The organism is Crateriforma conspicua (assembly GCF_007752935.1).
Lineage (GTDB): Bacteria > Planctomycetota > Planctomycetia > Pirellulales > Pirellulaceae > Crateriforma > Crateriforma conspicua.
Genome location: NZ_CP036319.1, coordinates 6,539,000 through 6,554,144, shown reverse-complemented (window position 1 = coordinate 6,554,144; position 15,145 = coordinate 6,539,000). Strand labels below are relative to the sequence as shown.

Sequence of the window (15,145 nt, the reverse complement as noted above, 5' to 3'; positions counted from 1 at the left end):
TTTTGGGGGGCATTCTGACCTAGGTTTCATTCAGCGGGAGGGCCGAATGTCCAACAGCGGCGCCCGCGATCGACGGACCTACGCTCACAACTTGACCGACCAACCCCCATGTCCGACCTGAATCCATCGTGCCCTCTGGAATCTTCGGCGAACCCCGCATTTGCACCCGTGGTGGCCGCTTCGCCCGCCGCGTCCGGTCCAACGAATCGGCCGGTCGCACCGACGGAAATTCCGCCGGATTCACGCGTCGGTGATCTGCTGGCGGGACTGCGCGAAAACGCCTTAGCACCGGCCGATTCGGGGACCGCGGCGCAGGAAGCCAAATTCGAAAACCATTTGGCGATGGTTCGTCTGGGCATGGCGACATCGCTGTATTACGCCTTGCGCACGAAGCATGCGCCGACGGCCGCACACTGCTTGCGTGTCGCTTTGGCGTGTTCGGCCTGGGCCCAGCGTCTGGGATTCAATGACGAGGCACGCGATCGGATCGAAGTCGCCGCGCTGCTTCACGATTTGGGCAAAATCGGGATCCCCGATCGGATCCTGCGTAAGCCTGGAAAGCTTTCGGTCGACGAACAGTTGGCGATGGGCACTTGTCCGCAAATCGCCTGCGAAATCTTGCGTGGGTGCACCGCGGATACGGAATTGTTGGACATCATCCGCTACGCGGACACTTGGTACGACAGTCGCCGCCAGGACGAATCGATGCGTGGCGACGCGTTGCCGCTGGGATCGCGAATGCTGTCGATCGCCAGCGCTTTTGACGCGATGACGACCGACCAGGTTTATCGGCCGGCGCTCAGCCGTGAACGTGCGATCAGCGAACTGATCCGCGGCAGCGGCACGCAATTCGATCCGGAACTGAGTTTGGATTTCGGCGTGATGCTGGAACAGCGTCCCGAGTTGCTGCAGGGAGCCGTCGTCAATCGCTGGCTGCAGAAGCTGGGCCAAGATGTGGATCGTCCGATGATCGGCGGCGACGCCGCAGCGTTGCAGGTCAATACGCAGTCCACCCGCAAGTACGTCAAGCGTCGCGACGAGTTCTTCCTGGAACGTCTGTCGGATCACATGACCGAGGGAATGGTGTTCGCCGACGGCGAAGGCACGGTCGAACGCTGGAATCACGCGATGACTCGCATGACGGGCATCGCCGCCGACGCGATCATTGGCCAGCGTTGGAAGGACGAAACCCTGCGTTTGCGGGACACCGATGGCACGCGATCGGGATGCCCCGTGACGGATTGTCTGGGCGGCGGAGCCCAGGTTTCCAAGAAGATGATGATCGAGCGTCCGGGCAAAGATCCGTTGCCGGTGCACATTCAAGTTTCGCCTGTGATGGGCAGCGAGCCTGGATTGCAGGGCGTCGTGGTCATCCTTCACGACTTGTCGGACAAAGCCGACCTGGAACAGCGTCTGGAAAAACTGAACAACAAGGTCACCCGTGATCCGTTGACCGGAGTGGCCAACCGTGCCGAATTCGATCGGCAATTGTTGGAACTGACCGAGTCGGCTAAATCCGGGGAAGCAACGTTCAGCTTGGTCATTTGCGACATCGACCATTTCAAACAAGTCAACGACGTGCACGGTCACCCGGCCGGCGACGATGCTTTGGTGCAGTTCGCCCGGTTGCTGGAATCGCACAGCCGCGACGACGATTTGGTGGCCCGTTATGGCGGCGAAGAATTTCTGTTGTTGACCGCCAACTGTGACAACGCCACGGCGACTCGGCGTGCCGAAGCGGTTCGCCAAGCTTTGGAAGTGATGCCGCTGAAAAGCATCGGCAACGACTGTATCACGGCCAGCTTTGGCGTCACGGAATTTCAATCCGGCGACACCAGCCAAACCATTTTGGCACGAGCCGATCGCGCCCTATTGCAAGCCAAATCCAATGGCCGAAACCGCGTGATCCAACTGGGCAGCGGCCGGGCCACCGACGCCAGCGAATCGGTCGGTAAACGATCCGGTTGGCTGGGCTGGCTGGACGGAAACCGCAAGGCGGCCAAGGAAGAGTTCGTCGTGCTGACGACGGTTCCGCTGGAATTGGCCGTGGAAAAACTGCGCGGCTTCATCGCCGACCATCACGCGGAAATCATCCAGGTCAAAGCCGACCAGCTGGAATTGCGGGTCAACGCCCTGTGCAGCAGCGGCGGCCGACGCGTGGCCGACCAACAGATCTCGCTGCAGGTCCTGTTGACCCTGAGTGATCAGATGAGCGGGTCACGCGTGCGTCAGACACGTGTGCACGCCCATATCCGCCCGGTCCGCAACCGTGACCGTCGTCGTCGCGAATTGCACGCCTGTGTTTCGCAGGTCATCAGCAGTTTGAACTGCTATCTAATGGGCCAGGTGCAATCGGCCGAGGAAGCCTAGGCCCGCCGCCACGGCTGGTCTGTCAACGTCCGGGGACCCCGCCGCCGTTGGTTGCGGTCGTGGCCCCCCGTTTCGCCAACGCTGGGCGAACCGCTATGGTTTTGTAGGTTTTGTGTCCTTTCACGCTTCAAAACTTCTTAACCCGAGTACGGACAGCGACATGGCTTACACCCTTCCCGATTTGCCCTACGCATACGACGCGCTGGAACCCCACATCGACGCGCGGACGATGGAGATCCACCACACCAAGCACCACAACGCCTACATCACCAAAGTCAACGCGGCGATCGAAGGCACCGATCTGGAAAAGCTGAGCATCGAAGACCTGGTCAGCAATCTGGGTAACGTCCCAGCCGACAAGCTGGGGGCGGTTCGCAACAACGGCGGCGGACACGCCAACCACAGCCTGTTTTGGACCGTGATGGGCCCGGGCAAAGGCGGCCAGCCCAGCGGCGATTTGGCCGATGCGATCAACAAAGCCTGTGGATCGTTTGACGGTTTCAAAGAAGCCTTCAGCAACGCCGCAGCCACCCGATTCGGCAGCGGTTGGGCTTGGTTGTACGTCGACGGTGGCGAACTGAAAGTGGGCAGCACGGCCAACCAAGACAGCCCGTTGATGGGTGCCGATATCGCCGGCATCTCGGGCACGCCGATTCTGGGATTGGACGTCTGGGAACACGCGTACTATCTGAACTATCAAAACCGTCGTCCCGACTACATCAGCGCGTTCTTCAACGTCGTGAATTGGGACGCCGTCGCCGAACGCTACGCCGCCGCGAAGTGATCAAGCGGTTCGCAGCCCACTGAAAAAAAAGCCTCGCCGGTGATGGTTCGCCGGCGAGGCTTTTTTGTGGCATCATCATGGTTCGCCGGCGGTTACGCCAGCTTTTCAATGATCGCGTTCAGGGTCGGACTGGGCCGCATCGCCGCCGATGTCTTCTCGCAATCCGGCAGATAGTATCCGCCGATGTCGACCGCCGCGCCCTGGGCGGCGTTCAGTTCATCGACGATCGTCGATTCTTCCTTCTTCATCGCCGCGGCGATCGGTGCGAACGTTTCTGCGATGTCCGCGTCTTTGTCTTGGTTGGCCAATGCATCGGCCCAGTACATCGCCATGTAAAAGTGGCTTCCACGGGTGTCCAGTTCACCGACACGCCGCGAAGGCGATTTGTTTTCTGACAGGAACGTTTCAGTGGCCTGGTCCAAACACTGGGCCAACAACGCGATCTTGGCGTCGTTGCGTTTGCGTCCCAAGTCGTCCAGCGAAGCGGCCAGCGCCAAAAATTCGCCCAGCGAATCCCAACGCAGGTGGCCTTCTTCGACAAACTGTTGCACGTGTTTGGGGGCCGAACCGCCCGCACCGGTTTCGAACAATCCGCCGCCGGCCAGCAACGGGACGATCGACAACATCTTGGCACTGGTGCCCAGTTCCAAGATCGGGAACAAGTCGGTCAGATAATCCCGCAGGACGTTACCCGTCACGCTAATCGTGTTCTCGTTCTTGGCGGCCCGCTGGCAGGCATGCAGCGTTGCATCGACCGGTGCCAAGATTTGGATGTCCAGCCCGTCGGTATCGTGATCCTGTAGGTATTGCTGGACCTTTTCGATCAGGTTGGCGTCGTGGGCTCGGTTCTTGTCCAACCAGAACACGGCGGGCCAAGACGTCACGCGGGATCGTTCGACGGCCAATCGCACCCAATCCACAACGGCCACGTCTTTGGTTTGGCACATCCGCCAGATGTCGCCCTTTTCGACCGTGTGTTCGAAGATCAGGTTGCCACTGTTGTCGGTGACCTTGACGGTGCCGTCGGCGGGGATTTCGAATGTCTTGTCGTGCGAACCGTATTCTTCCGCTTTCTTGGCCATCAAGCCGACGTTGTTGACCGTGCCCATCTTCGTCACGTCGAAAGCGCCGTTGTCGCGACAGAAATCGATCGTCGCCTGATAGACGCCGGCGTAACAACGATCAGGAATGATTGCTTTGGTGTCGTGCAATTTTCCGTCGGGTCCCCACATCTTGCCGCCACTGCGGATCGCCGCCGGCATCGACGCATCGATGATGATGTCGCTGGGCACGTGCAGGTTGGTGATGCCGCGATCCGAATCAACCATCGCCAAGGCAGGACGTTGAGAATACGTCTGCTGGATGTCGGCGTTGATTTGTTTCTGTTGTTCTTCCGGCAGCGATTGGATCTTGTTTTCCAAACCGCCCATGCCGTTGTTCGGATTCACGCCCAGTGATTCCAAGGTTTCGGCGTGCTTGGCAAAGACGTCCTCGAAGAAAACGCTGACCGCGTGTCCGAAGATGATTGGGTCGGACACCTTCATCATCGTCGCTTTCAGGTGCAGCGACAGCAGGATGCCTTCACGCCGGGCCGCATCGATTTGCTCGGCCAGGAATGCCCGCAGTTTCTTTACGCTCATCACGCTGGCGTCGACGATTTCGTTGTCATCCACGGCGACGGCTTCTTTCAAAGTGACCGTTTGACCGTCGGTGGTGTCCAAGCTGATTTTCAGGCTGCCAGCCTTTTCGATCACCGCCGATTTTTCGCTGCCGTAAAAGTCACCGTCGGACATGTGGGCGACGTGTGCATCGGAATCGGCGGCCCAATCACCCATGGAGTGCGGATGAGCCTGGGCGTATTTCTTGACAGGCGCGGCGACACGGCGGTCGCTGTTGCCTTCCCGTAGGACGGGATTGACCGCGCTGCCCAAAACCTTGGCGTAGGTCGCGCGGATTTGTTCTTCCTCGGGGGTGGATGGTTCGGCGGGATAGTCCGGCACACGGTATCCCTTGGACTGCAATTCCGCGATCGCCGCGTTTAGCTGAGGGATCGATGCGCTGATGTTGGGCAGTTTGATGATGTTTGCATCGGGCGTTTTGGCCGCTTTGCCAAGCTGTGCCAACGCGTCGGGATACGCGCCGCCTTCGGGCATGCTGTCGGGAAACGCCGACAGTATTCGTCCGGACAGAGAAATGTCTTTGGTTTCGAACCGAATGCCCGCGGCGTTGCCGATCGCTTGAACGATGGGCAGCCACGAAAACGTCGCCAATGCGGGAGCTTCGTCGGTGTGGGTGTAGGCGATGGTCGGTGTGGTTTCAGACATGCTGGCCTGTCGAGTTCGGGGCGAAATGACTTTGAAAAGCCTGCGTTTGGCAGCAAAAATTGTCAATGCGTGGTGGACGGCTGACCGCTGGTCCCGCGGGGAGGATCCGTCCATGAAAAAAGCCGTGGTGCGGGTAGCACCACGGCTTGCGATTTCACGACCGACGACGTCACGTCGGCCTGGGCACGGGCACGATTACTCGTCGCCGCCGGTCGGGATCAGCGGACCTGCGCTGCCCAAACCACCCTTCAGATCTTCGTCGCTGACGCTGCTGCTCGGGACGCCACTCTCGGCGGCTTCCTGTGCGGCGGCACTCTTTTCTTGTTCCTCGCTCCAGTCGACTCGCTTCAGCGACAAGCCGATCTTGCGTTCGTCGGTGTCCACACGCAGGACCTTGACCTCGATTTCGTCGCCGACTTTGACGACTTCTTCGGGGTCTTCGACCTTGTGTTCGGCCAATTCGCTAATGTGCAGCAAGCCTTCCAGGCCGTCTTCGAGTCCGATGAAGACGCCGAAGTTGGTGATCTTGGTGACCTTGCCCTTGATCAGTTGGCCCGGTTGATACTTGTCCGGAATGTCGCCATCCCACGGGTCGTTGTCCAGTTGCTTCAGACCCAATGCGATCCGGCGGCGTTGTTCGTCGACGCTCAGCACGCGGCAGGCCAGTTCCTGGCCCTTTTCCAGCATTTCGCTGGGGTGGCTGATCTTTCGGGTCCACGACATGTCGCTGACGTGCAGCAAGCCGTCGATGCCTTCTTCCAATTCGATGAAGGCACCGTAATTGGTCAGGTTGCGGACCTTGCCGTTGACATCGGTACCTTCGGGGTAACGATCCAGGACGTCGTCCCACGGGTTCTTTTGGGTCTGCTTCATGCCCAGCGACAGTTGCTGGCCTTCCGGATCGACGCCCAAGATCATCACATCGATCTTGTCGCCGATGTTGACCAGTTCGCTGGGGTGATTGACCCGTTTGGTCCACGACATTTCGCTGATGTGGACCAGGCCTTCGATGCCCGGTTCCAGTTTGACGAACGCCCCGTAGGACATGACGTTGACGACTTCGCCGGGGTGAACCGAATCGACCGGGTACTTCTCTTCGATGTTTTCCCAGGGGTTGCGGTCTTTTTGCTTCAGACCCAACGCGATCTTTTGCTTCTCGCGGTCGATGTGCAGCACTTTGACTTCGATCTCTTGGTCGATCGAAACCATTTCGGTCGGGTGGCCGATGCGTTCCCAAGCCATGTCGGTGATGTGCAGCAGGCCGTCGATGCCGCCCAGGTCCACGAAGGCACCGAAGTCGGCGATGTTCTTGACGATCCCCTTGCGGATCTGGCCGACTTCCAATTCCTGCATCAGGTACGCGCGGTCTTCTTCGCGTTGACGTTCGATCAGGCTTCGGCGGCTGATGACGATGTTGCGACGAGTGTCGTCGATCTTCAGCACTTCGGCTTGGATCACGCGGCCGATGAAATCGCCGATGTCGCCCGGGCGTCGGATATCGACTTGGCTGCCCGGCAGGAAGACGTTGACGCCGATGTCGACCAACAGGCCGCCCTTGATCTTGCGAATCACGGTACCGGTGACCACTTGGCCCTCGGCAACCGATTCCATCATCTTTTCCCACTCGATGATCTTTTCGGCTTTGCGCTTGCTCAGCGCGATCATGCCGTACGGGTCATCGGCGGCGCCCAGCTCGTCCTCCATTTCCTCGATCAGGACACGCACGGTGTCGCCGACCTTCGGCGGGTCTTCGTCGGCACCCCATTCGTCCAGCCCGACGGTGCCTTCGCTCTTGAATCCGACGTCGATCAATGCCCATTCGTCATTGAGTTCGACGATGCGGCCGTCGACGATTTTGCCTTGGGCGTAATCTTGTTGCTCGGCGGCGATCGCATCGAGCAGCCAATCTTCCGCCTCTTCCTCCGGAGCCAGCACGGCCAGTTCGTTGAGGATGTCGTCGTCTTCGAGGTTGCGAATGAGGTTACGGTTGACCATGAAAAATTCCGGGGACGCAGGCGGTCGGTCTCAAGAAGAAATTGCGTGACCGCGCTGGTGGGGTTGGAGGAACGGGAAATCGATCGCCCGGCCGGGGAAAACCCGCAAAGAAGGCCGGTCGGCGGATCGGCGCATGGGGACACGTTCCATGCACAGGGTCTGGGAGGGTAACAAAGCCCCGCGGTGATCACAACGTCTATCGGCCGACAATTCACGGCTTTGCACGACTGGCACGATGAATTCCCCCACGTCTAGCCACGAATCCGATGCGGGGTTATGAAAGTCGGCCTTCCCAAGCGGCTCGGCCCCTGTTTCCCCCCGCCCGTTTCACGATCTTTCTTTCCCCCCCACCACGATATTTCGTCCAGATCTCGATCATGTCCAAGAACTTTGATGTCCGTCTTGCCCTGGGGGGCGATCACGCCGGCTTCACCCTGAAATCCGATGTCGCCCAACGATATGCCGACCAAGTCGTTTCGCTGGTCGATTGTGGGACGGACACAGCGGAAAGCTGTGACTATCCCGATTTCGCGGTCGCGGTGTCGAAAGAATTGTTGGCCGGACGCGCCGACAAAGGCTTGCTGATTTGTGGCAGCGGCGTCGGGGTCAGTGTCGCGGCGAACAAGATCCCGGGGATCCGCGCGGCGATCTGCCACGACACCTATTCCGCACGCCAGGGTGTGGAGCACGATGACATGAATGTCCTGTGCATCGGTGGCCGGATCATCGGCAGCGAATTGGCGTTCGAGATCATTGACGCGTTTTTGAACGCCACCTACGCACCGCAGCCGCGGCATCAGCGGCGGCTGGACAAGGTGCTGGAGATTGAAAAGAAGGGCATCCAGGCCTGATCGACCACGGCAACGCATCGGGTGTTGCCGTCAATCTGGCTAGCGGTCTTCCATTTCGGCGACGCCCTTCTTGCGCGCTTGGACCGCCATTTTGTAGGCCTTGTCTTCGCCATACTTTTCAACACTGAACCGCTTGGTACGGCGAATTCCCTTTTGCGGACTCCACTGGGCCACCCAGTATCGGTAGGTCGGTTGTGAAGGCCAACGTGGGTCCTTTTCTTCGACCAAGCGAACGCCGACGACGCCGGAGGTGTTATTGCTGCGCTGCTTCTTGGCCAACTGTTTGGCGCTATAGCCGGCCAATCCGCCTTCCAGTTCATCGCGGTACTCTTTCGCCGCGGCCAAAGCCTTTCGTTTGCTGCCGTACTCCTTGTCGCTGAAGTACCAGGACGTCAATTCGCCGCGCCGCATGACACGGACCAGATAGCCGCCGGTGGTTTTGCGGTCGATACGGGTGATGTTTCGGTTGGCTCGCATGGATCTTCAGCCCCGTGGGGCGGGGCTCTGGCAAGAGGATGTGGGGATGGGGCGGGGCAGGGTCGTCCGTGGGGATGTCGTTCATCCATGCTTGTCCGATCAGGGCGATCGGGCCGCCAAGAGAACATCGATCCTAATCGATGCGATTGCTTCTATCGGGTGCATCGATTGGAAACCGAATCAGCGATCCGGTGCATCGCGTGGTTCCCGAGGCGGACCCCCTATTCTAAACACATTCTCGGCGCGGCGAAACAAGCGGAGCAGTCGGATCGGGGCGGTGCTCGGATTGCGGCCAACCGATGTGATGGACTGCGCATCAAAGCGGCCGCCCGCGATCGAGTCCCAGGCGGCCTTGGTCGATCGATTCTTTTGGTCCGATTCAGCTGGCCCGATTGAACTTCAATCCGCCGTTGTTGGCACCGTCCAGGGTGAAGGTGAATTCGTCACCGCCGCCGACCCAGGTGCCCTGCATCTGTTGCAGATCGTTGGCTCGAACCAAAGTCAGCTGGTTGTCCTGCAGGCGATATTGTCCTTGAAAGGAATTCGTTTTTCCGCCCCGCGTCGCGGTCCAGACGAACTTTCCGTCGTCGTCCAAGGTCAAGCGGACCGATTGGTTGCCCGACAAATTGACCGACCAAGTGCCGACTTCGGCGCCGCCGACCGGCGATTCACTGGCCGCAGCGGAACTGAATTCCGGGATCGTTGCGGCGGGTTGCTCTTGGGCCGGTGCGGTGCGGGGCGACGGCGTGGCAGTTTCGGCCGGCTTGCTTTCCGTTGCCGAAAGCGATGCCAGGATCTGCAATGCGGACTGCTGAGCGTTCACGCTGGTTTTCGGTTCGGCCGATGAATTTTGCGTCGCGGGTTGTTGCGTCGCGGGGACAACATTTGGGGTCGGCTGGTTGGTTGCGACTTGTTTTTGCACCGGAGCTGGAGTCGTCGGAACGCTTGTGCTGTTTACGTTCGGTTGCACCGGAGCAATGCTCGTGGTCGACGGAGCAGCGGCCGCAGGTGCTGCGATGCGGCTTTGCGTGATCGTTTGCGTTGCTGGGATGCCTTGCGGTACGGCGGGTCGGATCGTCGACACGCCGGACGACTGCGGGTAAGTCGTTTGGGCGTGGTAGGTCGCGGGGGCCGCGTACGAATTCGGTGCCGGGTAATGGTTGGTGGTCGCAGGATGCGTGGAATAGGTCGCTTGGTGACGGGCGACTTGCTGGCGGCGAGTCATCACCGGTGGTGCACCGGTGGCAAATCCACGGCCGCGGAACGAACCCAAACGTGAACTGCTGAATCCGCCTCCGCCACAGGCTTCCGCGGCAGGTGTGCCGGCAACGGTGATCGCGGCGGTGACGGTCAGGACGAACAGCTTTTTGATGGAGCGTTTCATGGCAGTATTCCGGTTCAGGGCGGTGTGTGTTGCGGATCGTCGTGGCAAGCGATTTCGTTGCCTCGACAATGGACTCAGCGTGAACCTCACCGCGTTGTTACAGCGAAAATTTCTGGATTCTGAAAATTCAGACTTCTCCCGTAGCTGGACGCGCCAGCGTTCAGAGGCCATCGCATCCTGAGCCCTCCGCGGGCCCAGCTACGGATCTTGACGTGCTGGGGCCTGAGCCCTCCACGGGCCCAGCTACGGCTTGATTTGCAAAAGTTCGCGTTGCATTCAGCAGCCCTCTGCCATTTCGGGGCGATTCCAATTTCCTCGTAGATCACAAAGTCATGCCGCAGGACGACTACCTAAAGCGTCTCAGTCCGGGGGCTTATCAGGGCGAATCTTGGGTCCACGGGTCGTTGACGATGGGCGGGCGTGCCACCGGTTGGTTGGATCCTTGGTTTCTGTATCGATTTCGCGAGATCCTGACGCACACCGGATTCCGGCATCGGATCGCTTGCCTGGTGTATTGCCTGATGCCCGATCACGTCCACATGCTCTGGCATGGATTGGCCCATGACTCATATCAGCGGGTGGCGATGAGTTTCTTTCGCAAACAAACCAATCTATCGCTGAAGCGAATCGGTTTTCGGTGGCAATTGCAAGCGTACGATCGCGTCTTGCGCGACTCGGAGGTCGAACAGACCGAGCTGCAGGCGATTGTGGAATACATCGTTCGAAATCCCGAGCGGGCGGGCTTGATCGATCATGATGGGTTCGCGTCATACGCATATTCCGGCTGTCTACTGCCCGGTTTTCCCGACTTGCGGTTGTTTCAGGAAGACTCGTGGCCGCGTCTCTGGCGGGCGTTTTCCTATTTGAAACGAACGGATTTGTTTCATGTGGCTGATCCAAAGCGAGGCTGATGGGACCACGTTCCGAAGTAGCTGGACGCGCCAGCGTTCAGAGGCCATCGCGTCCTGAGCCCTCGGCGGGCCCAGCTACGGATCTTGATGTGCTGGGGCCTGAGCCCTTCGCGGGCCCAGCTACACTCGTTCAGTCGGCCAGCCACGATGCCAGGGTGGCGGCCGCCGATTTTTCCTTGGCGTCGGGGTTCAGTTCGCTGTTCATCGCCCCGGCGATCTTGGCGACGTATTCGATCGTTCCGCTGACGGCTTCGTCCGGGGAGGTCGCGTCCAGTTTGGCCATGTAGATCAACAAGAATTCGCCATTGTCGTTCTTTTCAACGGCCCAAGATCCGATCTTCGTGGCGGAACTTTGCCGCAACAACCGCATCATCAGCTCGGTCGATGGGGATTCCTTGGACACTTGGACCAGCGACCAAACACGTCGCACGTCGGCACGCTGGTAGTATTCGGTGTTCTTGGCGACGAAAACCTGCTGTTTCTTTCCCGTGGCATATTCGAAGTCCACGCGATAGTGGCCGGTCGAGTGTTTTTCGTGCTCGATGCCGGCGTTCTCCAGCAAAGTCTTGGTGGCGATGGGGGCCTGTTTCCAACCTTCTGCCATGAATTTCCGGATTTCCAAAACGTCCACGCAAAAGCTGACCAACGGGCTTTGAGGCGAAAATGATTGGGCGATCGCCACCAATTGGCCTTCGTCATTGACGACCGGGCCGCCGCTATCGCCGGGCTTAATTGGGCTCTGGGTCTCCACGGCGCGAAAATCGTGTTCGCCGTGGCTGGATTTGAATTTCTTGTCGTAAACACTGCGGACCCGGCCGGCGGTGTACACCCACAGCACGTCGCTGTCACCCGGGTTTCCGATCGTGTCGACCTTGGATCCCGGCGTGGTGCTGGTTTCGGCAATCGTGATCGCTTCGGCGTTTTCGGGGGCTTTGGGCAACTGAATCAGGGCCAAATCCCGACGCCGATCGATCGCCACGACTTTGCCGGGCTGGGCCAGTTTGACGACGTTGGTCAGGTAGTGTTTGCGTTCGACCCGCGGCAAGCCGTCCTTAATGTCGGGGAAGAAGACCACGGCCGAACGGCTGTCGCCGACCACATGCGCGTTGGTTAGCACCAGTCGCTTTTCCGCGTCGACATAGACGCCCGTTCCGGTGGACGTTTCGTCGTCGGCATCGCTGGTAATGATCCAAGCGGTACTCTTCAAGACACGGTTGTAATTCTCCGAATCGGCGCTCGCGTTCGTGCCGGTGCCGACGGCAATCACTGCCATCGCCAGGCCTAAGATGCACCGAATCAGGTTCCGGACGGATCGTTCAGACGTGTTCATGGGATTGTCTCGTGGTTGAGGCCCGCGATGAGCATCGCAAAGCCGGGCAGAAAAAAGGTTCTCGATGACGGTTTCATGAATCCAAGCGGCAAGTCTCAGCCGATGTAACACGCTTCTTTCCTGCTTCGGCGTGTTTTCGCGGTCGGCCAGCTGGATCACTTGGCCCGGTCGAAACGCAGCGTGGTCGTGCCAAGCGTCCAATCAAATCGATCGGCGGCGTCGATTTTCAGTTTGCCGCGAAGCGTCAGTTTGTCGTCGCCGACGAGCGTCAGAACGTCTTGGCCCCGCGTCGCTTTGCCCCGAGAGATGTTCGGTTTTTGTCCTTTCAAATGGACCAGCACGAAGCTCGCATCTTTGGCGAATTCGATCGCCATCGCGTCGCCATCCGGAAGCCGGGTCGACCAGCGTCCGACCAGCGATATCCGCGGTTTTGCGGATAATTTGGCTACCGAAGCCGGCGTGGGTTTCGTGGCATCAGCCGTCGACTTCTTCGGTTCCGTGGCCGCCGGCGATGATGCGACGTCTTTGGGCGATTCGGTTTCGACGGCCGAAAGTAGCTGTTTCAGTAACTCCGGGTTCTTACGAATCAGCCGGGTCAATTGCTGGAGGTCGTTTCCGTCCGAAGTGCTGTCCGAATCAGCCTCCTCGAACACCTCGCCCATCGAAAGTTTGGAAAACAGGTCTTGTTGTGCGTTGACGTCGGATGACCCGGCGGCAGCAAGAGTGAATGCGAACAGGGTCAGGCACAGGAATCGGCGGATCGAAGGAGTCATGGCACGGGCCTTTCGAAGTTTCAGGGGGGCAGTCCGCGACCGTAGTGTTGGTCGAATAGGACGCCACGCGTGTGTTCTTTCTTTCCCAAGCGGAATCCAGACGCATGCGTTACATCGTCGTTGACGAGCAGCTGGAGACGTGGCTGTACGGGGCCCGATCTCTACGTTGCTAAATGCGCCGGCATTCACGGTCCTGCTTTCCGTGCTGGCATCAGCATTCCGGATTCAACCTCGATTTCGGAGCCAGAAATGGAATTCTCGGATTTCCGTGTAACACATCCGTTTCGCTCTCGCTTGGCTCGTTAGTCACCTGACGAGCGAAAACGACGAGGCTTGGCAGACTCGCGATTTCGTCATTTGAAAAACTCGACTGCCTTCTAAGGAACGAAACGATGTTGAAGAAGATCCTGTTCGCTGTTGCTCCCATGGTCCTGTTCGCCGGCAACGTGATGGCTGACGACAACTTGTTGGAAATGGTCGCCAAATTGGAAGCGTCGCAAGACGATGCGAAGGTCGCCAGGGCTGACGATGACCTGCTGGGCCAAGCCGATGTGGATGCCCTGTTGGGTGAAGAAGGCGGCAACGATGAAGAAGCCATCGCGGCCTGCTACCGTCGCTATCGCAGCTACGGTCACTTCGGATACCGCAGCTATGGCTACCGCTACTACACCCCGGTTTACCGCAGCTACTGCTACCCCGTGGTTCGCCACTACACCCCGGTCACTTACAGCTACTACACGCCCGTCTACAGCAGCTACTGGGGTTGCTGGTGATTCAACCGGAGCTGCCAAGCCATCGTCGCGGCAGCACGACATAGCTTCCGCAGCCCGGTCGCCGCAACCATCGGCCGCCGGGCTTTTTTTGTGCCCTCGTTCAACAATTCAAAACCCGTCCAACCAAACATTCTTTGATCACATCAAGGTGAATGAAGCCATGAACTGTTCCAAAACCCGTCTGTTTTCCATGTTGTTGCTCGCGATCGCAGCGACATCTTTCTCACCCGCGTCCGCCCAGATCGTGCGAACCGATGATCTGCTGACTGCATCGCGATGCGATCACGTGATCGGGATGATGCACCGCTATGGCGTCAACAACAGCATCGATCGGTCGGCATCGTATTCCATGCTCCATCACGGCCCGTTCGGTGCGGCGGTCATTCCGGTCGGCGAACTTGGCGATCTATGTATCGCCAACATCAGCCGTGTTGCCGACGATAGCCCGGCATGCGGACCCAAGATCGCCGTCGATATCAAAAACCACAGCATTCGTGACGTTTGCGATTTTCATGTCACGGCCGTCGCCGTGCTGGGCCGCATCTTTCCGACCAGCCCCAACGTGACGGCGAAAGTCGACAAGATCTGCGCCGGCCAAACCGTCCAAATCCAATTGACCCTGCCGCTGGACGCACTGGCGATGGGCAACCGCAACGGTCAAGCCATCGGTTTTCAACGTTTGGTCGTTGCGATTGACAGTCACGACGTGTTGATGGAAACGAACGAAGCCAACAACTTGCGTGCGATGGATGTCACCGAGATTCCTTGGCTGACAACGGCCGTGACCACGGAAGTTAGTGCCACGGAGGTGGGCACCGTGGAAACGGGGGCGGGTACCGTTGTCCAGACGAACGCAGCCGGTACCCAAGCCCAGGCCGCAAACGTTGCACCGACAGCAACGGACACGACCGTGGCCACGCCACCCGCCTCGTCGGCCAACGGCGAAAGCCAAAGTCAGGCTGAATCGACCGTTCCGATGACGGATCTGCAGTCGGCGATCAAGCAGATGGGCCAGTCCACGGTCACGGCGGAAAAGGCGGCTTCCGACACGCTGTGATTCCCCCGCGTCGTAAGGAAAAGCGATCGAGATCACTTTCGGCTCGCCAATGAATCCGCGGTGAATCGATTGCCGCGGATTTTCGGCGAGCCTTCTTCGATTGATCCGATCGCCTG

The 15,145-nt window shown here is 59.2% G+C and carries 12 protein-coding genes; 6 read left to right on the top strand and 6 right to left on the bottom strand.

Annotation, left to right across the window (positions count from 1 at the left end):
- Positions 1 to 108 precede the first annotated feature (108 nt).
- Entirely contained in the window at positions 109 to 2,370 is a 2,262-nt protein-coding gene (locus tag Mal65_RS23950; RefSeq protein ID WP_145303623.1) for a sensor domain-containing diguanylate cyclase/phosphohydrolase, read from the top strand.
- A gap of 160 nt (positions 2,371 to 2,530) precedes the next feature.
- The gene (locus Mal65_RS23945) at positions 2,531 to 3,154 is read left to right on the top strand and encodes a superoxide dismutase (protein WP_145303620.1); all 624 of its coding nucleotides are present in this window, start codon (positions 2,531 to 2,533) and stop codon (positions 3,152 to 3,154) included.
- 92 nt (positions 3,155 to 3,246) lie between these two features.
- Here the strand turns inward: Mal65_RS23945 and Mal65_RS23940 are convergent, their stop codons facing one another.
- Together Mal65_RS23940 and Mal65_RS23935 are read right to left on the bottom strand one after the other, a co-directional pair.
- Positions 3,247 to 5,478: an NADP-dependent isocitrate dehydrogenase gene (locus Mal65_RS23940; RefSeq protein WP_145303617.1), complete on the bottom strand. Its 2,232-nt coding sequence runs from the start codon at positions 5,476 to 5,478 to the stop codon at positions 3,247 to 3,249.
- 195 nt (positions 5,479 to 5,673) lie between these two features.
- A complete protein-coding gene (locus tag Mal65_RS23935; RefSeq protein WP_145303614.1) occupies positions 5,674 to 7,473 on the bottom strand; it encodes a 30S ribosomal protein S1 in 1,800 nt (599 codons plus the stop codon).
- A 377-nt stretch (positions 7,474 to 7,850) separates the two neighbouring features.
- Between Mal65_RS23935 and rpiB the strand changes: the two genes are divergently transcribed.
- The gene (gene rpiB / locus Mal65_RS23930) at positions 7,851 to 8,324 is read left to right on the top strand and encodes a ribose 5-phosphate isomerase B (RefSeq protein ID WP_145303611.1); all 474 of its coding nucleotides are present in this window, start codon (positions 7,851 to 7,853) and stop codon (positions 8,322 to 8,324) included.
- 39 nt (positions 8,325 to 8,363) lie between these two features.
- Here the strand turns inward: rpiB and Mal65_RS23925 are convergent, their stop codons facing one another.
- Complete coding sequence (locus Mal65_RS23925) at positions 8,364 to 8,801, bottom strand: AP2/ERF family transcription factor (RefSeq protein ID WP_145303609.1); 438 nt, start codon at positions 8,799 to 8,801, stop codon at positions 8,364 to 8,366.
- 379 nt (positions 8,802 to 9,180) lie between these two features.
- The gene (locus Mal65_RS23920; protein ID WP_145303606.1) at positions 9,181 to 10,185 is read right to left on the bottom strand and encodes a hypothetical protein; all 1,005 of its coding nucleotides are present in this window, start codon (positions 10,183 to 10,185) and stop codon (positions 9,181 to 9,183) included.
- A gap of 332 nt (positions 10,186 to 10,517) precedes the next feature.
- Between Mal65_RS23920 and Mal65_RS23915 the strand changes: the two genes are divergently transcribed.
- The gene (locus Mal65_RS23915) at positions 10,518 to 11,096 is read left to right on the top strand and encodes a hypothetical protein (RefSeq protein ID WP_145303605.1); all 579 of its coding nucleotides are present in this window, start codon (positions 10,518 to 10,520) and stop codon (positions 11,094 to 11,096) included.
- Between the two features lie 130 nt (positions 11,097 to 11,226).
- On the opposite strand, the gene Mal65_RS23910 is transcribed toward Mal65_RS23915, so the two are convergent.
- Together Mal65_RS23910 and Mal65_RS23905 are read right to left on the bottom strand one after the other, a co-directional pair.
- Positions 11,227 to 12,426 (bottom strand): S1 family peptidase, encoded by a 1,200-nt coding sequence (locus Mal65_RS23910; protein WP_145303602.1) that lies wholly within the window; start codon positions 12,424 to 12,426, stop codon positions 11,227 to 11,229.
- A gap of 155 nt (positions 12,427 to 12,581) precedes the next feature.
- A complete protein-coding gene (locus Mal65_RS23905) occupies positions 12,582 to 13,199 on the bottom strand; it encodes a hypothetical protein (protein WP_145303599.1) in 618 nt (205 codons plus the stop codon).
- Positions 13,200 to 13,591: 392 nt separating this feature from the next.
- On the opposite strand from Mal65_RS23905, the gene Mal65_RS23900 reads away from it, so the two are divergent.
- Both Mal65_RS23900 and Mal65_RS23895 read left to right on the top strand, forming a co-directional pair.
- Complete coding sequence (locus Mal65_RS23900) at positions 13,592 to 13,972, top strand: hypothetical protein (protein WP_165701498.1); 381 nt, start codon at positions 13,592 to 13,594, stop codon at positions 13,970 to 13,972.
- Between the two features lie 160 nt (positions 13,973 to 14,132).
- Positions 14,133 to 15,029: a hypothetical protein gene (locus tag Mal65_RS23895; RefSeq protein ID WP_145303596.1), complete on the top strand. Its 897-nt coding sequence runs from the start codon at positions 14,133 to 14,135 to the stop codon at positions 15,027 to 15,029.
- Positions 15,030 to 15,145: the final 116 nt, after the last annotated feature.